The sequence below is a fragment of the Thiomicrospira cyclica ALM1 genome, from assembly GCF_000214825.1.
In the GTDB taxonomy this organism is placed as follows: domain Bacteria; phylum Pseudomonadota; class Gammaproteobacteria; order Thiomicrospirales; family Thiomicrospiraceae; genus Thiomicrospira; species Thiomicrospira cyclica.
Map to the genome: position 1 here is coordinate 586,466 of NC_015581.1, position 19,631 is coordinate 606,096.

Below are 19,631 nucleotides of genomic sequence, written 5' to 3' on the forward strand. Positions count from 1 at the left end.
CCTAGTTGTTTAATCATCATCACTGGCCTTTACCGCGATGATTTGAGTATTGGCCATCATGTCATGAAAAGTTTGATGGCGGTTGTTAAAAAATAACCATAGCCAACCGAGCCCTAATGTGGCGACGGAGATAATGCTGAATAAAAATCTGATATAGGAGTCTCGACGGGTCAAAATATAACCATCGGTTCGAACTAATTGTAACTGCCAGGTTCGCAAACCTGGGGTCTGTCCGGTTTGTAACCAAAAATAGCTCAGGTAAATATAGGTGGTACCCAGTAAATAGACTTGGAAAGCAAATAGGGTGGCCGAGCTAGTCTGTATGCTATTGCCTTGCCAGAGCACAAAGGGAATCGCAACAAAAAACCATACAGCCATAAGTAAGAGAAGGTCGTATAAAAGCGCAAAAATAATTTTTGTTTTATGCATCTTGCCAAGCCCGTTTGTAAAAGCGTTATTATACGGATATGAATATTTATATAAAGGACAGCAAATGAATTTACCAGACGGTCTATTGGGTATGGGTTGGGCGATTTTTGGCGCTATGGCCTATTTGCTGATGTTGAGTTGGGCCTTGTTAACTGCCCCTTGGGCGAAAGTAAAAGGGGATATGGGTGCTCAAGGCGTATTTATGGTGGCGGTGCTGGTTATTGTTGTGTTATGGCAGTTAAGTGCCAGTATTAACCCTGGAATCAGTTTTCATTTTTTACTGATGACGGTTTTTACGCTGATGTTTGGTCCTCAATTTGCCATTCTTGCCATGTCGTTAGCGTTATTATTTGTTACCTTTAATGGTGATGCTGGCTGGACTATGTTTGGGCTTAATGCGCTTATTATGGGCTGGGTTCCGATTATGTTGACTTGGTTGTTCTATAAACTGGCTTATCGTTTTTTAGATCGCAACTTTTTTGTGTATGTGTTTTTGAACGGATTTTTTGCGGCGGGGTTTGGTGCCCTCGTTGCATTGGTATTAGCCGGCCTGGTTATGTTATTTGGTGGCGCTTACACAGCAGACTATTTGGCTTATAACTTCTTTCCTTTTATTCCGCTTGTTGCGGCGCCTGAAGCCTTTTTAAATGGCTTTATCATTGCAGCGTTGGTGATCATGAAGCCGGAATGGGTTGCAACTTTTAGTGATGTAGATTATTTGAAAGGTAAATAAAAAAGCCAGCGTATGCTGGCTTTTAAATATTGGCATTTTATAATTAGAGATTAATCTCTGTACCAGCCTGGACGTAACTCAGCAGCATATTTAGACTGTTCGATTTGCGCGTTTGCTGATTTTACAGCTTCGCGTGCTAGGCGAATAGATTCTTGACGCGCTTTCTCAGCTTCTGCAAGATAGTGGTCAACATAAGGCAGCTTCATGTTACGCTGTTGCCAAACATTGCCAAGCTCGTGTGATTTAGCTTGTTTTTCTTGCGCTTCGGCGACTAGCGTAGCATATTCATCTGTTGACATAGCTTGGTTGTGATTACAAGCCGCTAAAGTTAAGGTAGCAAGTACAGTTGCACCAACTAATAATTTTTTCATGAACTCCTCCAAAGGTTTTGAGCTTTTTTATTATGTGTCTACGACATCTAGGATTGTAATGGAATCAACCAAAAAGCAAAAGTACGAAGCAACATTTTTTGTTAATTTCGTAACTTGCTATAAGTTATTCAGTTTACCCCGTCGCTGTCAAACTTTATAATAAACGAAAAATTTCGAATATGTACCCTAAAACACGGGTTTATTGCGTTTTTTTATTGCTAAGGCTATGAATTAAAAAGGTTTTATGGCTTATTAATGCTAAAAACGTCTTAGCAATGAAAAAACTAATCGACCCATAAAGAATTTATAAGGTGGTGAAAAGTGAGAGTTTTACAAGAAGCGTTGACCTTCGACGATGTGTTATTGGTACCAGCCCACTCTACGGTGCTTCCAAAAGATGTGTCATTAAAAACTCAGTTAACCCGAAATATTACGCTCAATATTCCGTTTGTGTCGGCCGCTATGGACACGGTTACAGAAGCGCGTTTAGCTATTGCAGTGGCGCAAGAAGGCGGGATTGGTATTGTGCATAAGAATATGACCATTGCAGAACAAGCGGCAGAAGTTAACAAAGTTAAAAAATATGAGCATGGTGTTATTTTAGATCCTATCTGTGTTGAAGTTACTGCAACCGTAGCGGACGTGTTGAGAATTACAGAAGAAAATAATATCTCTAGTGTCCCAGTTATGGATAAGGGTCGCTTAGTGGGTTTGGTTACTGGCCGAGATTTGCGCTTTTTAACGGACTTTAGTTTGCCAATTCATAGTGTCATGACGCCTAAAGAGAAATTGGTCACGGTGCCAGAAAAGTTTGATCGTGAAAAAGTATTGGACTTACTCCATGAGCACCGAATAGAGCGTGTGCTAGTCGTCAATGATCAGTTTGACCTTAAGGGGATGATTACCGTCACCGACATTTTAAAGTCGAGTGAGCACCCTTGGGCATCGAAAGACTCTAATGGTCGTTTGCGTGTGGGCGCGGCAGTAGGAACGGGCGCGGACACCGAAGAGCGAGTTAATGCCCTAATTAAAGCAGGTGTTGATGTTATTGTGGTTGATACTGCTCATGGTCATTCGCAAGGCGTATTGGATCGTGTGGCCTGGGTAAAGCAAATGTATCCAGAGGTTGATGTTATTGGAGGCAATATTGCGACAGCTGAAGCCGCATTGGACTTAGTTAAGGCCGGTGCGGATGCGGTCAAGGTTGGTATCGGTCCAGGTTCCATTTGTACCACCCGCATTGTGGCGGGCGTTGGTGTGCCGCAAATTTCTGCTATTTCAAATGTGGCGAAAGCATTGCATGGTACGGGTGTGCCATTAATTGCTGATGGTGGTATTCGCTTCTCGGGTGACGTATCTAAGGCGCTTGTTGCAGGGGCTTCGGCCATTATGCTAGGCAGTATGTTCGCTGGCACAGAAGAGTCACCAGGAGAAGTAGAATACTATCAAGGGCGTGCTTACAAGGCCTATCGCGGCATGGGCTCTTTGGGCGCTATGTCTCAAAAGCAAGGCTCCAGTGATCGCTATTTTCAATCATCAAATGCCGAAGATAAATTGGTGCCTGAGGGCATTGAAGGGCGCGTGCCATACAAAGGACCTTTGTCGCCAATTATTCACCAGTTGGTTGGTGGTGTGCGTTCGAGTATGGGCTATACCGGGTGTAAAGATATCAAGGAAATGAATGAAAAGCCTTGGTTTGTAAGGGTGACAAATGCGGGTATGGTAGAAAGCCACGTGCATGATGTTATGATTACCAAAGAAGCCCCTAACTACCGTATCTAACGAACTGTTTACTGATTTTTATGGCCGACCGAATAACCTCTCGGTTCGGCTTTACTTTTTTATATGGAACGCCTATGACTCAGCACTCAATACATGAACACCGCATTTTAATTTTGGACTTTGGTTCACAATACACCCAACTCATTGCACGACGCATTCGCGAGATTGGGGTTTATTGTGAAATCGAACCCTGGGATGTTGATGCGCAATTTATTCGGGACTTTGGGGCTAAGGGCATTATTCTCTCGGGCGGACCAGAAACGGTTATCGGAGACGATGCGCCAAAAGCACCAGGCCTGGTATTTGAGCTTGGTGTGCCGTTATTGGGTATTTGTTACGGTATGCAAACCATGGCTCAACAGTTGGGTGGTCAAGTGATTCATGCCAATGAGCATGAATATGGCTACGCGCAGGTGCGTGCCCGCGGCCATACCGATTTATTTCGTGATATCGAAGATCATGTTAATGTCGAAGGGCATGGATTATTAGATGTTTGGATGTCGCATGGTGATCGTGTCGACCAGGTGCCTAATGGCTTTAAATTGATGGCAAGCACGGAAAGCTGCCCAATTGCTGGTATGGCCGATGAAACTAGGCGGTTTTACGGTATTCAGTTTCATCCCGAAGTAACCCATACCAAACAGGGCTTGCGTATTTTAGAACGTTTCGTATCGCAGATTTGTGGTTGTGAAAAGCTTTGGACAACGGCGAATATTGTTGAAGACTCGATTGCCCGCGTTCGCGAGCAGGTTGGTGGCGATGACGTATTGCTTGGTTTGTCTGGCGGTGTCGATTCGTCGGTGGTTGCGGCCTTGTTGCACAAAGCTATTGGTGACCAGTTAACCTGTGTGTTTGTTGATCATGGTCTATTACGTCATCAAGAAGGTGATCAGGTTATGGCGATGTTTGCGCAAAATATGGGCGTAAAGGTCATTCGTGTTGATGCCGAACAACGCTTTATGGATAAGCTGGTTGGTGAAGCGGACCCCGAAAAGAAACGCAAAATTATTGGTCATACCTTTATTGAGGTGTTTGATGAGGAATCCTCAAAGCTGACGAATGTGAAGTGGTTAGCGCAAGGTACAATTTATCCGGATGTTATTGAGTCGGCTGGTTCTAAAACTGGCAAGGCCAAAGTCATTAAGTCGCATCATAATGTCGGTGGCTTACCAGAGGATATGGAGCTTAAATTGCTTGAGCCTTTGCGTGAGTTATTTAAAGATGAAGTTCGCAAGCTTGGTGTTGAGTTGGGTCTGCCGGCCGATATGGTGTATCGCCATCCTTTCCCGGGACCAGGCCTGGGAGTACGAATTTTGGGCGAAGTTAAAAAAGAATATGCCGATATTTTGCGTTTAGCGGACCATATTTTTATCGAAGAATTGCGCAAAGCAGATTTGTACGATGAAACCTCTCAAGCCTTCACGGTGTTTTTACCGGTCAAGTCTGTTGGGGTGGTCGGCGATGCACGTCGTTATGATTATGTGGTGAGTTTACGTGCGGTCGAAACCATTGATTTCATGACCGCACGTTGGGCGCATCTACCCTATGAGTTTTTAGAAAAAGTGTCGAATCGGATTATCAATGAAATCCCACGAATCTCTCGCGTCACCTATGATATTTCGAGTAAACCACCCGCGACGATTGAATGGGAATAACCATTCGGTTGAAGTTATGTTTTTAAACGGGAGGTGGCGATGAATCAAGTAATTGCTAAGTTATACGGTACGTTATTGAAATTACTACATATTTTTGTTCTGGTTTTTATTATCGGGATCACCTTTTTTGCCTATGATATTTTTGATACACATTTTTTAGGTGATTATGTTTGGGTATACGCACTTATAAGTTTAGTTATTTATATTGTGGTTATTGGTTTTGTTACCGTTGTTGTTGCTATCCACGAAAACCTGGGTGAGATGAAAGCGGCTATCGTTGAGCAGAATAGATTGCTAAGAGACATGAATGGTGAAGCGCATACGGCCCCCTCTAATAATGACTCCCTAGTTGATACAGATGCTAATGAAAGTCGCCATCGATAACCGACAAGACTTGGTCGGCTTAACCTGCCCAGTGGGCCTCGACCAGCCTGAGCAGGATGAATTTTGGATGCAGAAAGCACTGGCTTTAGCTGACTATGCTCAGCAGCAGGGGGAAGTGCCTGTTGGCGCGCTAGTGGTGTTAAAACAGCAGTGTATTTCGGTAGGTTACAACCAGTCTATTGCCCTTCATGACCCTACGGCGCATGCCGAAATTATGGCGCTTAGGCAGGCGGGTCAGGTGATGCAAAACTACCGCTTACCTGCCGCAGAGCTTTATGTCACATTGGAGCCTTGCGCAATGTGCGCAACGGCTTTGGTTCATGCTCGGATTGCACGATTGATTTATGGCGCCAGTGATCCTAAATCGGGTGCGGTGGGTTCGCAAATCAATCTAGCGCAATGTGCGTTTTTGAATCATCAATTTGAGGTTGTTCAGGGCGTGCTTGGCGAACAGGCGTCGTTGCAATTATCTGCGTTCTTTAAACAGCGTAGGTTGGTTAAAAAACAGCAGGCTTAGCTTGATACCGGCTTTTATTTCATTCAAATCTTTTAATTTATCTATTGAAAAATCGATAACTGCCCTTATAACAAATCCACAATTTACAGTTAAAAAAGGTTTTAGTCATGCAAAAAGAAACCCATGTTTTCCAGACGGAAGTTAAACAATTACTTCAGCTAATGATTCACGCGCTTTACAGCAATAAAGAAATTTTTCTGCGTGAACTGGTATCAAATGCATCCGATGCGTTGGATAAGTTGCGCTTTGAGATGGTGTCAGATGATCAGCTTAGCGAAGGAGAGTCCGCGCTAAAAATTCAATTAGAATTTGATGAGGCTGCCAAAACCATAACACTCCGTGATAACGGCACTGGTATGACACGCGATGAAGTCATTGAAAATATCGGTACGATTGCGAACTCAGGAACGAAAAAGTTTTTAGAAAAGTTAACCGGTGATCAAGCGAAGGATAGTCACTTAATTGGTCAATTTGGTGTTGGGTTTTACTCGGCATTTATTGTAGCGGATCAAGTGACGCTAAGAACGCGCAAGGCCGGTTTGGCAGTGGATCAGGCGGTAGAATGGCAATCTAAGGGTGATGGTGAATTTACGTTAGAGACCATTGAAAAACCAACTAAGGGAACGGAGATTGTTTTACAGCTTAAGGACGGTATGGATGAATTTTTATCGGCCTATCGTTTAAAAAATATTATTACGACTTATTCCGATCATATTAGCTTTCCAATCGAAATGTTGGAAGAAGAACCAGTCGCATCCGCGGATACGGCTAATGCTGAAGAAACGGAACAGCAAGCCCCTAAAACAGCCTTGGTTTGGAAACAAATTAACAAGGCCACAGCCTTATGGACCCAGCCAAAGTCAGAGATTAGTGATGAGGATTACGCCAACTTCTATCAAACCTTGTCACATGATTTTGAGAAGCCTTTGGCCACATTGCATAACAAAGTAGAAGGAACGTCAGAATATACCTCACTGCTTTATGTGCCTGCTAAGGCGCCATTTGATCTTTTTGACCGTGACCGTCGCTATGGGTTAAAACTCTATGTCAAACGCGTTTTCATTATGGATGACGCCGAGCATCTAATGCCTAATTACCTGCGTTTTGTACGCGGTGTGATTGACTCTAATGATTTGCCCTTAAATGTATCTCGTGAAATTTTGCAAAGTAATCATGTCGTCGACAAAATCCGTTCGGCCTCGGTGAAACGCATTCTTGACCACTTGGTGAAGTTGGCTAAGGACGAAGACTCCACGGTTTATCAGGGTTTTTGGGATGCTTTTGGCCAAGTCATGAAAGAAGGGATTATTGAAGATTATGCGAATCGGGAGAAGTTGGCCGGTTTAATGCGCTTTAGCTCTACACATAGTGGCGATGCGAAGCAAATGGTTAGCCTGTCCGATTATGTGGGTCGAATGAAAGATGGCCAGCAGGCGATTTATTATCTGATTGCTGATAGTCATGCCGCAGCGCTAGGAAGTCCACATCTGGAAGGTTTGCGTAAAAAAGGCATCGAGGTGCTGTTATTATCTGACCGGATCGATGAATGGCTGGTTGCGCACCTTACGGAGTTTGAGGGTAAGTCCTTGAAATCAATCAATCAGGGTGATATTGCGGAGCTGGCTGATGAAGAAGCGCCTGTAACGGAAGAAGAACAGCAAGCACGTACCAGTTTGGTTGAGAAGCTACAGCAAGCCTTAGGTGACAAGGTGGCCGACGTGAAAGTGACGCACCGTTTAACCGATTCACCAGCCTGTGTTGTCGCGCAAGAGGGCGCTATGACGCCGCACATGATTCGTTTAATGGAGCAGATGGGGCAAAGCCTACCCAAGACGGCGCCGGTGTTAGAGGTAAATCCAAGCCACCCACTATTACAGAAAGTAGCAACGCTTGATGATCAAACGGCTATCGAGCCATGGGCATTGTTTCTTTTGGAGCAAGCACAACTTGCTGATGGCGATAATTTAGCAGAGCCTGCGGCGTTTATTAAACGTGTGAACCAGTTATTGGCCAGTGCCTAATGATTTACTGTTTTGATGTATTGCATCAGAAATGTGGCGCAAAAATGAATTAATGGTTAGTAATATTAGTAAAGATTGATATTTAGGATTTTTTTGAGTAGTATTAAGGCTGTTGTTTACAACAACTCCTCTTAAAGAGCTTTAATTGTCTTTATGGCAAAACCCAAGTTGACCGACTTGGGTTTTTTTTTGCTTAGCGTTAATCAGCCGCTGTTACGATGAAGTTAATTTCAAAGATGAGTGTTTCGTTGGGTCCTATCATGTTGCCAGCACCTTGTAAGCCGTAGGCCATGTCACTCGGGATAAACACTTGCCAGGTTGCACCTGGTTGCATCAGCTGAATAACTTCTTGCCAGCCAGGAATAACGTTGGCTAGAGCAAATTGAATAGGGACTCCTCGGTTATAAGAACTGTCAAACTCAGTACCATCAATCAATTCACCACGATAGTGCGCAATTATGACGTCTTCAGTTGTTGGGTTAGGCCCTTCGCCTTCCTCGATGATGCGATATTGAACACCACTCGGTAGTGTAACGACGCCTTCTTTTTGCGCATTTTCAGCTAAAAAAGCCTCGCCTTTGGCTAGGTTTTGCTCTGCTAAGGCTTGTAGTTCACTGTTACGGCTCAGTTCCAATTCCTCTTGAAAGCGAGTTAGAGCCGCCTGCATTTCGTCTGCCGTTAGTTTCAGGTTTTGTGCTGTAAGGCTATCCCGTAATCCTAGCAGAAACGCATCGGTATCTAGATTAATACCTTGCATTTGAAGATTGTTCGCTAAGTCAACGCCAACAGCATAACTAGCTTGTTCCAGCGTTGAGTTTAGGGGACTTGATTGCGAAGCATTAACGCTAGCAGTGATTCCCAGGCTTAATATAAAACTGGTAAGAAGCTTTTGTTTAAAACGCATACTCGATTCCTTATGGATTAAATGGCTAGGCATTTTGGTGGATATGGTCACCTCTAACGGGCGGGGCCGTCAAGGCCTGATGTAATTAATTGAATTTTGTTTCTAATTGCGTCAATGATCATATGAACAAAATTAAAGCACATTATATGGGGTCTGGCTATATAAAACTGGCTGGATTATTTAATGCAATGCTTTGATGCGTTGTTGGGTGTATAAAGCCTAAATGGCTGGCATGTAACAATAAACGACTGGCTTTTGTTAAGGCTGATTGGTCGGCGTAAAGCGTGTCACCTAAAATCGGGTGGCCAATCATTTTCATGTGCAATCGAAGTTGGTGAGAGCGTCCAGTAATGGGAGAAAGTTTTACTGAAAAATAGTCGTCAAATTGATGTATGACTTGCCAATGTGTTTGTGCGTGACGTCCTTGCACAAAGTCAATACATTGCCGTGGCCGATTGTCCCAATCACAGCGCATAGGTAATTGGATTTGGCCTTCCCAAGAACCAATTATGCCCGCGCACAAGGCTTGATAACCTTTGGTTGTTTCACGGTTTTGAAATGCCATGCTCATAAAGCGGTGTGCTGTTTTGTTTTTGGCCATTAGTAGAATACCAGAGGTATCCATGTCTAAGCGGTGGATAGTCAGCAGGGCTGCTTGTGGTGTTGGAATATAGTCTTGAACACAGGGGGTTGGATTCGGTGGTTTGCCGGGTACCGACAAAACTCCACTGGGTTTGTTAATTGCCAGTAGATCTTCGTCTTCAAAAATAATCCAGTCGTTAAAAGTGTCGATTGAAGCCATGGGGAGATGTTCTTAAAAAATCATCATTTTAACGGTTGTTAGCCGGATTGGCATCTTTGTTTTGATGTCGTTTGGGATAGATGATTTTGGCATCGCGTTTCATTATCCAGTTCAATAGGCTACAATTTAGTCTTTGTTTTTTATCAACCTATAGGTGGGATATGAGTCAGAGTCAGTCAGTTGGTGTGTTATTTATTTGTATGGGCAATATATGCCGATCACCGACGGCGCACGCTGTATTTCGTAAGCTTGTTGAACAAGCAGGACTGGTTAATAAAATTCGTATTGATTCAGCCGGAACACATGCTTATCACATTGGCAATCCGCCAGATCCTAGGTCAATGGAAACGGCGGCTAGTCGTAATATAGCTATGGCTGATTTACGCGCACGAAAAGTTGCGTTTAGTGATTTTTATGAGTTCGATTATTTATTGGTTATGGACGATCATAATTACCAACTAGTAATAGAGCTTGGACCAAGGGAAGAGCACCATCGAGTCAGCTATTTGTTGGACTTTGCACCGGAGGTTGGGCGCAAAGATGTCCCCGATCCTTACTATGGCGGTCCGCAAGGATTTGAACAGGTGTTTGACATGGTAGAAACCGCTTGCGCCAATTTACTATCAACGATTCGGCAAAAGCAGGGCTGGTAGTTCGCTCGCTGGCGATTCCATTTTAGGAAATAGAGTATAAAAAAACCCGCTGACATCCAGTTTGATGCCGCGGGCTTCTCTAGGCGCAGTAAGATGACGTTTCGGTCTAAACTTCAACCGCCATGTTTTTGATGCCACCTGATTTTTGATTATGATCGCTTATTTTTTCTTTATGCTTAATTATTTGGCGATCAAGTTTGTCAATTAAACCATCAATTGACGCATACATGTCCTGAGTTTCATTTTGTGCAAATAAATCCTGACCTGAAACATGAACAGTTGCTTCCGCTTTTTGATTTTGCTTTTCAACTGTCAAAATAACGTGAACATTGGTAACGTGGTCGAAGTGACGCTCTAGCTTTGTTAGTTTTTCGTTAACGTAGTCGCGTAACGCATCTGTAAGTTCTACATGGTGACCTGTGATATTGATTTGCATTGATCGTCTCCTTATGCAAAGTTATTTTTATTTATGGCCCTGTTTGATTATAGCACAAGGCTAATTTGTGCGAATCGTAGCTGCGTATTTTAAAGCGAGAAGTTGTCCCCTAAGTAGACGGCGCGCACCTCAGGGTTGTCTATAATCCCACTGGGCTTGCCAGCCGCTAAAATGTGGCCAGCATGAAGAATGTAGGCATAATCGCAAACGCCCAATGTTTCACGGACATTGTGATCGGTGATAAGTACCCCAATTTGCATTTCTTTAAGGTGAGTGATTATGGTTTGAATATCTTTTACAGATATGGGGTCGACGCCGGCAAAAGGTTCATCAAGTAAAATAAATTTTGGCTCCATAGCCAACGCACGAGCAATTTCCACCCGTCGTCGTTCTCCCCCAGACAATGCTTGACCTAATTGATGAACAATATGGTGAATATTGAGGTCTGTTAATAGACCTTGCAGTTTTTGTTCGCGGGCGACATCGGTCAGCTCTGGGCGCATTTCTAGAATAGCCATAATATTGTCATAGACAGTGAGTTTACGGAAGATGGACGCTTCTTGGGGTAGGTATCCAATCCCAAGCTTGGCGCGCTTATCGATAGGCAGTTCACTAATGTCTTGGTCATCTAGAAAAATTTTGCCGGCATTGTGAGATACAAGGCCTGTCATCATATAGAAGGTGGTGGTTTTACCCGCGCCATTGGGACCTAATAAACCAACAACCTGACCACTGTAGACATCTAAATCAACGGACTCGACGACACGATATTTTTTATAGCTTTTGGCTAGGTTTCTGGCGTAAAAGTGAGCCATTATTCTTGTTGTCCCGGGATAAAAATCATTTCTACGCGACCTTCTCTCTGATCGGGCTTGGTTGGATCTGCGCTAGGGGCACCACTCGCTTGCATGGTCATGGTGATTAAATCCACAATAATCAGCCCTGCTTGGATTGATTGGGTTTGCGCGCGATCAACAAAGGCATTGCCTATAAGATGCGCAACCTCTTGGTTTATATAATAAATTATTTGGTCGGCGTGGCCTTTGACGAGCCCTTGTTCAGGGTCGTTTATTTTAAAGTGTGCGGGTTCACCGTCGGTCACAATCCGGTCAATTAAGCGATTTGGATGGAAAACAACCAGCGTATCCCCAAGAAGCGTCATGTGGCCTTGGCGGGCAATGACATCACCTTCATAGTGGCTTTCGCCCAATTGATCATAGGCATCAAGCTGATTGGCTTGAATATTAATCGGCTCTTGGTTGTTAGGTTGTGCCGTTACACACAATGGTGTTAAAGCAATGGCTATTAAAAAAATGGCCATTAGCCAATGGTTTACCCAAATCGTTGATACGGAAGTTTGTTCAAGGCGTCTGCGTGGATTCATAGTAGGTGCTAGCTTCATGTTTTATGGTGAGATGCTCAAGATTAAGATTATAAACGTATCCGCGACCGGTTTGCTGAAGTGTTGTCCGTTGAAAGGTAATTTGGCCAGGTCCTTGAATGATCCCATTGTCGGCATCGTAATGAAGTTCATCAGTAAGGAGTGTCCAGTTATTGGTCGGGTCTTGATGCTGGCTAATGATGTTAACTTCGTCAACTAATACGAGTTGCTGGTTGGTGAGATTGCCAAAATCTGCCCAAGCAATATGCGCCTGGTCGCTATAGCGAACAAAAATAGGATGCTGAAGGTAGATGGTGTTTTCTATTTGATAACTGAGTTGGCTAATAAGTTGTTGGCTCAGCGCGGGGTTGGTGCGGTCAAGAGTCCAGGTTTGACTGTTCTGCATTCGCCACTCTTGTTGGTTTGGTAGCGATACTGATAATTGGCTTGTTGTGTGTTGGGGTAACTCTGAGCTAATGATGTAAAGTAGCAAAGCCGATAAGCCCAGAAACATAAGGGCTGAAGAAAAAAAACGGGTCAATCGCTTGCTTTGGGAGGTCATAGCCTAACGCAGGTAAAAGTCCATATGTGCTTGCCAGTGCCCCTGGGCTTTTAACATCATTTCAATGAGTTCGCGAACAGCTCCTTGGCCCCCCACCTTTTCACTGACAAAGTGGACACGTTTTATGACTTCTGGGTCGGCATCTTGCGGACAGCTGGCTAAACCAACGCGGGTTAGGATGGGCAGGTCTAAAATATCATCACCCATGTAGGCAATTTCATCGGCATTTAGACCTTCATCTTTTAATAGCTGCTCAAATACCGGAAGCTTGTCAGGAACGCCTTGAAATAAGTATTTCACCTTTAAGTCGTTCATCCGGTTGGCGACCAGTTGTGATTTTCTGCCGGTAATAACCCCAAGATCTAAACCACTTTTGCGCCAAAGAACCATCGCATGACCGTCACGGGTGTAAAAGCTTTTATACTCCACCCCGTTGTCACCGTAAAAAAGACGGTTGTCGGTTAAAACGCCATCGACATCTAAAATCAGTAATTTAATTTTCGCGGCGCGTGTGGCTAAATCCGTCATTGTATTTACTCGGCTAAATATTCACTGTCGAGTAGTATAACAGACCCAAGTAAGCAACAAATAGGGTTAAAAGTAGCCCGCCTTCAATACGTGAAATAACCGCGTTGCCTTTTCTGGGTAGAGCCACTAAAAGCATTGCGACGGTGAATAACAGCATAATCGGGTAATCACGTTTGAGTACTTCAATATCAATGAGTGAGGGCGCTAGAATTGATGGCACCGCTAAAACCGCTAGAATGTTGAATAGATTGGAGCCTAATATATTGCCGATCATTAGGTCTACTTCATTTTTAAGGGCAGCAGTTATGGCGGCGGCCAACTCAGGTAAGCTGGTGCCAATAGCAATAATGGTCAAGCCAATAATGAGATCCGGTATTTCAAAATATTCGGCAATTTCTACCGCACCCCATACCATCATGCGGGCGCTAATAATTAGGAATATTAGGCCTAAAATGAGGTAGGTGAAGGATTTTGCTTTGCTGAGCTTGGGTAGTTCATTAAGCTCTTTATTGATATCTTCTGAGAGGGGGTCGTTGCTACTAATATTGCGGTTGCTGTAGATCATCCAGCCCAGAATGGCGAATAGAGTGGTTAATAAAATGATGCCATCAACAACGCCAAGTCGATGGTCCATGATTAACGCCATCCCAAATCCAGTAACAATTAACAGAATCGGGAACTCTCGTCTTAACACAGACGATTTGACTACCAGAGGTGCGATGAGTGCGGTAACGCCCAGTACCAGACCAATGTTGGTGATGTTAGAACCCACCGCATTACCAATTGCGAGTCCGGGGTTACCTTCCAGCGATGCGATTATAGCAACAATAATTTCTGGGCTAGACGTGCCAAAACCAATAATGACGATGCCGATTATCAGTGGTGAGACTTTGTATCGAAGAGCGACATTGGCCGTGCCCTCGATAAAATAATTAGAACTAAAAACCAGCAGGGCGAGTCCAAAAACGAGTAATAATGATGGAAGCATAAGAGAAGCAATCATTTGGCGTTATAATCCCCAATCCAAATTTACTGTCAGACTATAAAGTCTGTTTTGTCAGGTCATTATACTTATTTATGACTTGTTTATAAATAAAATTTATGGCAGGTAGTATCTATCCCTTAAATTTACTAAATGGATGTGGGCAATGGGTGGTTTAAAAAGTATGTCGGTTGGCTTTTCTGCATGGCAGGAACCCGTTTTGCAAAGCCAGTTTTATCCAGATGATTTGCCAGAAGATTGGCGCGCAGATTATTACTTTAACAATTTTAGAGTGGCTATGGCGCCACAGCACGATTGGATGCAGTGGGATCAGGCTCGGCTTATTAGCCTAGATGAAGCCATGTTAGCGGAAAACTTTGTTTACTTGAATTGGTCAGATGTTAGTGCGGCATCTGTCGCAAAGGTTCAATGGATTAAAGGTGCGTTGGGTTCAAAGTTAGCAGGCCTGCTATTAACTGGGGGTTGGACGGCCGATTTATATCACGAGCACCACTCAATTTTTAATGGGTTAGCTGTTACCTTAATGCAACCTCTCTCGGCGTCATGGGTATTATCTAGCTGGCAATGGGATTATAATGAGGTATGTTTTTCAGGTGAGCCCTTGGGTATGTTTGATAGGTTGCCTGCTAATCTTAAAGAACAGCGCCAACTCATCGAGGCGTTCAGAACAACGTTACCAGGTACAAGCGCTGTGCCCGTTTTTGTGAATGCAAACCAGGTCTCAATTAAGCAGTTAACGGATTTGTCGAGCATGATCGAACTGCTCGGTTACTAGTCAAATTCATTAAAAATTATAAGTGAGTCATTATTTTGGCACGTCCAATTATCGAAGTGGTTGACCTAAGCTTTAGTCGCGGTCAGCGTAAAATTTTTGAGCACCTGAGCTTTAAGGTGTACCCAGGAAAAATTACCGCGATTATGGGGCCAAGTGGTACTGGCAAAACAACACTATTAAAGTTAATGGTGGGTCAGTTAAAGCCAGATAGTGGCCAAGTGTTTTTTTACGGACAAGACATCCAATCTTTATCTCGTTCCGCGCTCTACAAATTGCGTCAGAAGATGGGTATGTTGTTTCAGAGTGGTGCGTTATTAACTGACTTGACTGTTTATGAAAACGTTGCTTTTTCCGTGACTGAACACTACCAACATCTTGCTCCGGTTTTAATAGAAAAGCTGGTTGCAATGAAGCTGGAGGCGGTAGGTTTGCGCGGCGCCAAAGATTTAATGCCTGCTCAGCTTTCTGGGGGGATGGCACGTCGTGTGGCGTTGGCACGTGCGATTATTTTGGATCCTGAGGTTATTTTTTACGATGAGCCGTTTGTTGGTCAAGACCCTATTACGATGGGGGTGTTAATTAAACTCATTAAGTCGCTGAATGATCAATTGCATTTAACTAGTGTGTTAGTGTCTCATGATGTCAACGAGGTATTATCAATTGCCGATCATGCTTGTGTGCTATCTGAAGGTCGCATTATTGAAGAAGGCACACCCGCTGAGTTATTAGCATCGGATTCCGCGTATGTTCAACAGTTTTTACAGGGAACGGCAGATGGCCCGGTGCCGTTCCATTTTCCGGTTGAGCCATGGGGTGTTTCAAAGTGATGCGTTCGATGGCAAGCTTAGGGCGCTCAACATTAATGATGTTGGCGGGAATTGGTCAAATGGCCTTGTTTGTGTGGCAATTACTGCCGTTAATTCCCAGTGGGTTGTGGCGTATTCGCCTATTAATGAAGCAGGTTTACATGGCTGGTGTGCTGTCCTTGCCAATTATCGTCACAGCGGGTCTATTTGTGGGGATGGTGCTCGGGTTGCAAGGCCACCACATACTCAAAACTTTTAATTCGGAAGAAGCGGTCGGAACCATGACTGCGTTGTCATTGATTCGAGAATTGGGGCCTGTTGTTGCGGCATTGCTATTTGCCGGTCGAGCAGGTTCTGCTTTGACGGCTGAAGTGGGTTTGATGCGCTCAACAGAACAGTTTTCGGCATTGGAGATGATGGCTGTTGATCCAATGCGTTATGTTGTTATGCCCCGTGTTTTAGCTTGTATCATCGCATTGCCTATGTTGGCAATGATCTTTATTGCGCTAGGCATCTTTGGCGGCTATGTAGTAACCGTTGGCTGGCTGGGTGTTGATTCAGGCGCATTCTGGGCGCAAATGAATCAAAATGTGGATTGGCATGCCGATGTTATTAATGGATTTATTAAAGCTGTAGTATTCGCGGTATTAATTGCAATAGTAGCGCTTTATCAGGGCTGCTATGCCATTCCTACTTCTGAAGGGGTCAGTCGTGCAACTACGCGTACGGTGGTTCACGCCTCGTTGGGTGTGCTTGGCTTGGATTTTATATTAACCTCAATAATGTTTACCTGATAAAGGAATACGCATGTCAAAACAACTAAAGTTTGAAATAGGTGTTGGTCTTTTGGTGCTGATTACATTGATTTCGACCGTCTTTATTGCGCTTAAGGTGAGTAATTTCAGTGGGTTACAAGATCGTCCAACTTATCAGGTTGATGCCTTATTCTCTAATATTGGCGGCTTAACCGCGCGTGCACCAGTAAAGGTTTCCGGTGTTGTTGTTGGCCGTGTTAACCGTATTGAACTTGACCCAATATCCTATCGGGCGCGTGTTGTGATGGATATCTACCGCGAGTTTGATGATATTCCCATGGATTCATCGGTGTCAATATTGACCTCGGGTCTGCTTGGAAGTCAATACATTGGCCTGGAGGTGGGAGGCGATGAAGATGTCTTGCAAGCCGGTGATCGTATTCACTTTACCCAGTCGGCATTAGTGTTAGAAAATTTAATTGGACGTTTAATGGTAAGTTTGACCGAAGGAGGTCGTGAATGAAATGGATTACTGGTCTAGCAACCGCGCTACTTTTGACAGTAGGTGTCGCTAAAGCCAACACGATCGATCAATCGGATCCACAGGTCATGATTCAAGGCATGTCTGGTTTGGTGCTTAATGAATTAAAAGCGCGTGCCGAAGAGCTGGCGCAGGATCCTAAAGCGTTAAAAGCCTTTGCTGATGAAGCCCTTTTACCCTATGTAGATACGATGCGAATGGCGCGTTTTGTGGTTGGTCGTGATTGGCGTGCGGCGACACCGCAGCAACAGCAAGATTTTGTTGAGCAATTTACCTTGTCTGTGATTCAACAGTATTCGAATAGTTTAATGCGTTTTAATGTTGAAAGTGTTGAGATAGGTGGCGCTATCCCCGATGGCCAAGACCGTGTGATAGTTCAAACGCGCGTCAAGCAGTCTAATGGCAACAATTTTGATATTGCTTATCGGGTTCATAAGGAAGCGTCTAGTGGTAACTGGATGATCTATGACGTGTTAGCAGAAAATATCAGCCTATTGCTAAGCTTACGACAAACTTACGCTACTGATATTGAACGCCGCGGCTTACAAGCCGTTATCGATGGTATGAAAGATCGTAATGTGGGGTTTAATTAAGTGGCATTATCTTGGCAATTAGAGGCAGATTGTTTGCAGTTAGCTGGTCAAATGACCATTGAGTCTCTTAATGAACAAGTGAGTTTGCAGGTTTGGTTTCAAAAGCCATCATTACCTTTTAACGCGGTAGATTTAGCGGCTGTAGATCAAATAGATAGTGCTGGTTTGGCTTGTCTAGTTTGCTGGATGGAGTTGTCGCCGAATCTTAAGATTCAACGTATACCTGCAGCCGCGTTGGAGTTGGCGGAACTCTACAATCTTAACGGTTACCTTAGTGACTTTGGTCAGGCGCGATCATGAAAGCTGTGGAATTTGACCATCTTGTTAAGGATTATGGCTCGTTGCGAGCGCTCAATGACGTCAGCTTTAGTGTTGAACAGGGGCAGTTTTTTGGGTTGCTTGGTCCAAATGGTGCGGGAAAATCAACACTTATCAACACGATGGCTGGTTTGGTGAAGGCAACCAGTGGGCAGGCCAAAGTGATGGGGAATGATGTGGTTAGCTCGGCAACGGCGGCTCGGCGTGCATTAGGGCTGGTGCCACAAGAGCTCATTGCTGACCCATTTTTCAACATCCGTCAGTTGTTGACATTGCAGTCCGGGTATTTTGGCTTGCGTGGCGCAAAGCAGCAGACTTGGATTGATGAGTTGCTGGAGAGATTGTCACTAACAGATAAGGCGGGCGTTGATACCCAGCAATTATCGGGTGGTATGAAGCGTCGGGTGTTAATTGCGATGGCGTTAGTACATCGACCACAAGTCATTGTCCTTGATGAACCGACAGCGGGTGTTGATGTCGATTTACGGCGCACACTTTGGCAATTTGCCAACGAACTGCATCAACAAGGGCATACGATTATCCTGACAACTCACTATCTTGAGGAAGCGGAAAGCCTATGCGATAGCGTAGGCATCATGCAGAAAGGGCAGCTTATTGCGCTAGAAAAAACCCAAGATTTAATCGCCCGTCATCCATTTCGTCATCTTCAATTGGAGCTTGAGCAGCCTGTTGATTTAGCAGGCCTGCTGAATCGGGCTGAGTTTGCAAAGGATGTGTTTGATGTGCAAAAGCTATCCGCTATTAAGTTTAGGATCAAATTGGCAAAGATCGTGACAACAGCGCAAATGTTGGCATGGGCACAACAACAGTCTGTTGCGGTGGCGGATATTCGCTGGCAAGATGCGAAACTTGAAGAGGTCTTTTTGAACATAACGGAGTCAGTATCGTGAATTATTATGGCTCTTGGACTTTTTTTGTAAAAGAAGTGCGGCGCTTTTATTCAGTGGCCGTTCAAACTATCTTCGCACCGATTGTATCAACACTGTTGTTTTTGCTTATCTTTGGTACGGTTATAGAAACTAAGATTCTAGAATTTGGCAATATTACTTACAGTCAATTTTTAATACCAGGCCTGGTGATGATGGCTATCTTGCAAAATGCCTTTTCAAATTCGTCTTCCAGTATTATTCAGTCAAAAATTTATGGCAACCTTAGTTTTGTTTTGTTGAGTCCATTAAGCGCATTAGACTTATATGTTGCCTTTGTGGCCGCAGCGGTTGTGCGCGGGCTTGCTGTTGGCGTTGGGGTGCTGGTTGTTGGTTGGATTGGCTATGATTTGCAGATATATCATGCTGGCTGGATTTTGTTATTCGCTGTTTTAAGTGCGGCTGTCGTTGGTGGATTGGGGCTGATTGCGGGTATAGTGGCGTCCAAATATGACCATTTGGCGGCATTCCAAAACTTTATTATCATGCCTTTGACCTTTTTAAGTGGCGTATTCTACTCGATTCACTCGTTACCGAGTTTTTGGCAGACACTATCCATGTTTAATCCATTTTTTTATATGGTAGATGGTTTTCGATATGGATTTTATGCCGTTTCCGATATTTCTGTTTGGTTGAGTTTAGGAGTAACGCTGCTGTTTTTAGTACTAGTAAGCGCAATAAATTTAGTTTTGTTGCACAAAGGCGTTAAAATACGCCACTAAAAAGGGAAATTAA

25 protein-coding genes are annotated in these 19,631 nt (G+C 44.0%); 15 read left to right on the forward strand and 10 right to left on the reverse strand.

Annotated features, from left to right (window positions below; translation table 11 throughout):
* Positions 1–9 precede the first annotated feature (9 nt).
* Positions 10–429 carry an RDD family protein gene (locus THICY_RS02290; RefSeq protein ID WP_013835005.1) on the reverse strand — a complete coding sequence of 140 codons (420 nt, stop codon included), beginning with the start codon at positions 427–429 and terminating at the stop codon, positions 10–12.
* Between the two features lie 64 nt (positions 430–493).
* Between THICY_RS02290 and THICY_RS02295 the strand changes: the two genes are divergently transcribed.
* Entirely contained in the window at positions 494–1,162 is a 669-nt protein-coding gene (locus THICY_RS02295) for an energy-coupling factor ABC transporter permease (RefSeq protein WP_013835006.1), read from the forward strand.
* A 50-nt stretch (positions 1,163–1,212) separates the two neighbouring features.
* Here THICY_RS02295 and THICY_RS02300 read toward each other — a convergent pair whose 3' ends face one another.
* A complete protein-coding gene (locus THICY_RS02300; protein ID WP_013835007.1) occupies positions 1,213–1,533 on the reverse strand; it encodes a hypothetical protein in 321 nt (106 codons plus the stop codon).
* 321 nt (positions 1,534–1,854) lie between these two features.
* Between THICY_RS02300 and guaB the strand changes: the two genes are divergently transcribed.
* From guaB to htpG, 5 genes are all read left to right on the forward strand, one after another.
* A complete protein-coding gene (gene guaB, locus THICY_RS02305) occupies positions 1,855–3,315 on the forward strand; it encodes an IMP dehydrogenase (protein WP_013835008.1) in 1,461 nt (486 codons plus the stop codon).
* A 74-nt stretch (positions 3,316–3,389) separates the two neighbouring features.
* The gene (gene guaA, locus THICY_RS02310) at positions 3,390–4,970 is read left to right on the forward strand and encodes a glutamine-hydrolyzing GMP synthase (protein ID WP_013835009.1); all 1,581 of its coding nucleotides are present in this window, start codon (positions 3,390–3,392) and stop codon (positions 4,968–4,970) included.
* A 39-nt stretch (positions 4,971–5,009) separates the two neighbouring features.
* Positions 5,010–5,354, forward strand: coding sequence for a hypothetical protein (locus tag THICY_RS02315; RefSeq protein WP_013835010.1), 345 nt, complete (start codon positions 5,010–5,012; stop codon positions 5,352–5,354).
* Positions 5,335–5,871, forward strand: a complete 537-nt coding sequence (gene tadA / locus THICY_RS02320) for a tRNA adenosine(34) deaminase TadA (protein WP_013835011.1) — start codon at positions 5,335–5,337, stop codon at positions 5,869–5,871. Before THICY_RS02315 ends, tadA begins: the two co-directional genes overlap by 20 nt.
* Before the next feature lie 107 nt (positions 5,872–5,978).
* Positions 5,979–7,892, forward strand: coding sequence for a molecular chaperone HtpG (gene htpG, locus THICY_RS02325; protein WP_013835012.1), 1,914 nt, complete (start codon positions 5,979–5,981; stop codon positions 7,890–7,892).
* Between the two features lie 199 nt (positions 7,893–8,091).
* Here htpG and THICY_RS02330 read toward each other — a convergent pair whose 3' ends face one another.
* Together THICY_RS02330 and THICY_RS02335 are read right to left on the reverse strand one after the other, a co-directional pair.
* On the reverse strand, positions 8,092–8,796 hold the full coding sequence (locus THICY_RS02330) for an FKBP-type peptidyl-prolyl cis-trans isomerase N-terminal domain-containing protein (protein ID WP_013835013.1): 705 nt from the start codon (positions 8,794–8,796) through the stop codon (positions 8,092–8,094).
* 157 nt (positions 8,797–8,953) lie between these two features.
* The gene (locus THICY_RS02335) at positions 8,954–9,598 is read right to left on the reverse strand and encodes an RluA family pseudouridine synthase (RefSeq protein WP_013835014.1); all 645 of its coding nucleotides are present in this window, start codon (positions 9,596–9,598) and stop codon (positions 8,954–8,956) included.
* Between the two features lie 161 nt (positions 9,599–9,759).
* Between THICY_RS02335 and THICY_RS02340 the strand changes: the two genes are divergently transcribed.
* The gene (locus THICY_RS02340) at positions 9,760–10,251 is read left to right on the forward strand and encodes a low molecular weight protein-tyrosine-phosphatase (RefSeq protein ID WP_013835015.1); all 492 of its coding nucleotides are present in this window, start codon (positions 9,760–9,762) and stop codon (positions 10,249–10,251) included.
* A 106-nt stretch (positions 10,252–10,357) separates the two neighbouring features.
* On the opposite strand, the gene hpf is transcribed toward THICY_RS02340, so the two are convergent.
* The 6 genes from hpf to THICY_RS02370 form a co-directional block, all read right to left on the reverse strand.
* Entirely contained in the window at positions 10,358–10,687 is a 330-nt protein-coding gene (gene hpf, locus THICY_RS02345) for a ribosome hibernation-promoting factor, HPF/YfiA family (protein WP_013835016.1), read from the reverse strand.
* 89 nt (positions 10,688–10,776) lie between these two features.
* Positions 10,777–11,502 (reverse strand): LPS export ABC transporter ATP-binding protein, encoded by a 726-nt coding sequence (gene lptB, locus THICY_RS02350; protein ID WP_013835017.1) that lies wholly within the window; start codon positions 11,500–11,502, stop codon positions 10,777–10,779.
* A complete protein-coding gene (lptA, locus tag THICY_RS02355) occupies positions 11,502–12,071 on the reverse strand; it encodes a lipopolysaccharide transport periplasmic protein LptA (RefSeq protein WP_013835018.1) in 570 nt (189 codons plus the stop codon). The genes lptB and lptA overlap by 1 nt, the downstream gene beginning before the upstream one ends.
* Entirely contained in the window at positions 12,049–12,630 is a 582-nt protein-coding gene (lptC, locus tag THICY_RS02360; protein WP_083816657.1) for an LPS export ABC transporter periplasmic protein LptC, read from the reverse strand. The genes lptA and lptC overlap by 23 nt, the downstream gene beginning before the upstream one ends.
* Positions 12,631–12,633: 3 nt before the next feature.
* Positions 12,634–13,158, reverse strand: a complete 525-nt coding sequence (locus THICY_RS02365) for a KdsC family phosphatase (RefSeq protein WP_013835020.1) — start codon at positions 13,156–13,158, stop codon at positions 12,634–12,636.
* A 13-nt stretch (positions 13,159–13,171) separates the two neighbouring features.
* A complete protein-coding gene (locus tag THICY_RS02370; protein ID WP_245534974.1) occupies positions 13,172–14,146 on the reverse strand; it encodes a calcium/sodium antiporter in 975 nt (324 codons plus the stop codon).
* A 160-nt stretch (positions 14,147–14,306) separates the two neighbouring features.
* Here THICY_RS02370 and THICY_RS02375 point away from each other — a divergent pair, with 160 nt between their 5' ends.
* From THICY_RS02375 to THICY_RS02410, 8 genes are read left to right on the forward strand one after another with little or no spacing between them, the layout of a single operon-like run.
* A complete protein-coding gene (locus tag THICY_RS02375; RefSeq protein WP_013835022.1) occupies positions 14,307–14,936 on the forward strand; it encodes a hypothetical protein in 630 nt (209 codons plus the stop codon).
* A gap of 35 nt (positions 14,937–14,971) precedes the next feature.
* Positions 14,972–15,763, forward strand: a complete 792-nt coding sequence (locus THICY_RS02380; protein ID WP_013835023.1) for an ABC transporter ATP-binding protein — start codon at positions 14,972–14,974, stop codon at positions 15,761–15,763.
* A complete protein-coding gene (gene mlaE, locus THICY_RS02385; RefSeq protein WP_013835024.1) occupies positions 15,763–16,536 on the forward strand; it encodes a lipid asymmetry maintenance ABC transporter permease subunit MlaE in 774 nt (257 codons plus the stop codon). Before THICY_RS02380 ends, mlaE begins: the two co-directional genes overlap by 1 nt.
* A gap of 13 nt (positions 16,537–16,549) precedes the next feature.
* On the forward strand, positions 16,550–17,020 hold the full coding sequence (mlaD, locus tag THICY_RS02390) for an outer membrane lipid asymmetry maintenance protein MlaD (RefSeq protein WP_013835025.1): 471 nt from the start codon (positions 16,550–16,552) through the stop codon (positions 17,018–17,020).
* Complete coding sequence (locus THICY_RS02395; RefSeq protein WP_013835026.1) at positions 17,017–17,631, forward strand: MlaC/ttg2D family ABC transporter substrate-binding protein; 615 nt, start codon at positions 17,017–17,019, stop codon at positions 17,629–17,631. The genes mlaD and THICY_RS02395 overlap by 4 nt, the downstream gene beginning before the upstream one ends.
* Positions 17,632–17,931: an STAS domain-containing protein gene (locus THICY_RS02400; RefSeq protein ID WP_245534975.1), complete on the forward strand. Its 300-nt coding sequence runs from the start codon at positions 17,632–17,634 to the stop codon at positions 17,929–17,931.
* Positions 17,928–18,860: an ABC transporter ATP-binding protein gene (locus THICY_RS02405; protein ID WP_013835028.1), complete on the forward strand. Its 933-nt coding sequence runs from the start codon at positions 17,928–17,930 to the stop codon at positions 18,858–18,860. Before THICY_RS02400 ends, THICY_RS02405 begins: the two co-directional genes overlap by 4 nt.
* Positions 18,857–19,618, forward strand: coding sequence for an ABC transporter permease (locus THICY_RS02410; protein ID WP_013835029.1), 762 nt, complete (start codon positions 18,857–18,859; stop codon positions 19,616–19,618). The genes THICY_RS02405 and THICY_RS02410 overlap by 4 nt, the downstream gene beginning before the upstream one ends.
* Positions 19,619–19,631: the final 13 nt, after the last annotated feature.

What these genes read in the sequence shown, in the direction of transcription:
- THICY_RS02315 (WP_013835010.1), top strand. Translation starts at nt 5,010, where the DNA reads ATGAATCAAGTAATTGCTAAGTTATACGGTACGTTATTGAAATTACTA.
- THICY_RS02330 (WP_013835013.1), bottom strand. Translation starts at nt 8,796, where the DNA reads ATGCGTTTTAAACAAAAGCTTCTTACCAGTTTTATATTAAGCCTGGGA.
- THICY_RS02340 (WP_013835015.1), top strand. Translation starts at nt 9,760, where the DNA reads ATGAGTCAGAGTCAGTCAGTTGGTGTGTTATTTATTTGTATGGGCAAT.
- THICY_RS02405 (WP_013835028.1), top strand. Translation starts at nt 17,928, where the DNA reads ATGAAAGCTGTGGAATTTGACCATCTTGTTAAGGATTATGGCTCGTTG.
- THICY_RS02300 (WP_013835007.1), bottom strand. Translation starts at nt 1,533, where the DNA reads ATGAAAAAATTATTAGTTGGTGCAACTGTACTTGCTACCTTAACTTTA.
- lptB (WP_013835017.1), bottom strand. Translation starts at nt 11,502, where the DNA reads ATGGCTCACTTTTACGCCAGAAACCTAGCCAAAAGCTATAAAAAATAT.
- THICY_RS02290 (WP_013835005.1), bottom strand. Translation starts at nt 429, where the DNA reads ATGCATAAAACAAAAATTATTTTTGCGCTTTTATACGACCTTCTCTTA.
- tadA (WP_013835011.1), top strand. Translation starts at nt 5,335, where the DNA reads ATGAAAGTCGCCATCGATAACCGACAAGACTTGGTCGGCTTAACCTGC.
- htpG (WP_013835012.1), top strand. Translation starts at nt 5,979, where the DNA reads ATGCAAAAAGAAACCCATGTTTTCCAGACGGAAGTTAAACAATTACTT.
- lptC (WP_083816657.1), bottom strand. Translation starts at nt 12,630, where the DNA reads ATGACCTCCCAAAGCAAGCGATTGACCCGTTTTTTTTCTTCAGCCCTT.
- THICY_RS02395 (WP_013835026.1), top strand. Translation starts at nt 17,017, where the DNA reads ATGAAATGGATTACTGGTCTAGCAACCGCGCTACTTTTGACAGTAGGT.
- lptA (WP_013835018.1), bottom strand. Translation starts at nt 12,071, where the DNA reads ATGAATCCACGCAGACGCCTTGAACAAACTTCCGTATCAACGATTTGG.
- THICY_RS02375 (WP_013835022.1), top strand. Translation starts at nt 14,307, where the DNA reads ATGGGTGGTTTAAAAAGTATGTCGGTTGGCTTTTCTGCATGGCAGGAA.
- hpf (WP_013835016.1), bottom strand. Translation starts at nt 10,687, where the DNA reads ATGCAAATCAATATCACAGGTCACCATGTAGAACTTACAGATGCGTTA.
- THICY_RS02295 (WP_013835006.1), top strand. Translation starts at nt 494, where the DNA reads ATGAATTTACCAGACGGTCTATTGGGTATGGGTTGGGCGATTTTTGGC.
- THICY_RS02365 (WP_013835020.1), bottom strand. Translation starts at nt 13,158, where the DNA reads ATGACGGATTTAGCCACACGCGCCGCGAAAATTAAATTACTGATTTTA.
- mlaD (WP_013835025.1), top strand. Translation starts at nt 16,550, where the DNA reads ATGTCAAAACAACTAAAGTTTGAAATAGGTGTTGGTCTTTTGGTGCTG.
- mlaE (WP_013835024.1), top strand. Translation starts at nt 15,763, where the DNA reads ATGCGTTCGATGGCAAGCTTAGGGCGCTCAACATTAATGATGTTGGCG.
- THICY_RS02335 (WP_013835014.1), bottom strand. Translation starts at nt 9,598, where the DNA reads ATGGCTTCAATCGACACTTTTAACGACTGGATTATTTTTGAAGACGAA.
- THICY_RS02370 (WP_245534974.1), bottom strand. Translation starts at nt 14,146, where the DNA reads ATGCTTCCATCATTATTACTCGTTTTTGGACTCGCCCTGCTGGTTTTT.
- guaA (WP_013835009.1), top strand. Translation starts at nt 3,390, where the DNA reads ATGACTCAGCACTCAATACATGAACACCGCATTTTAATTTTGGACTTT.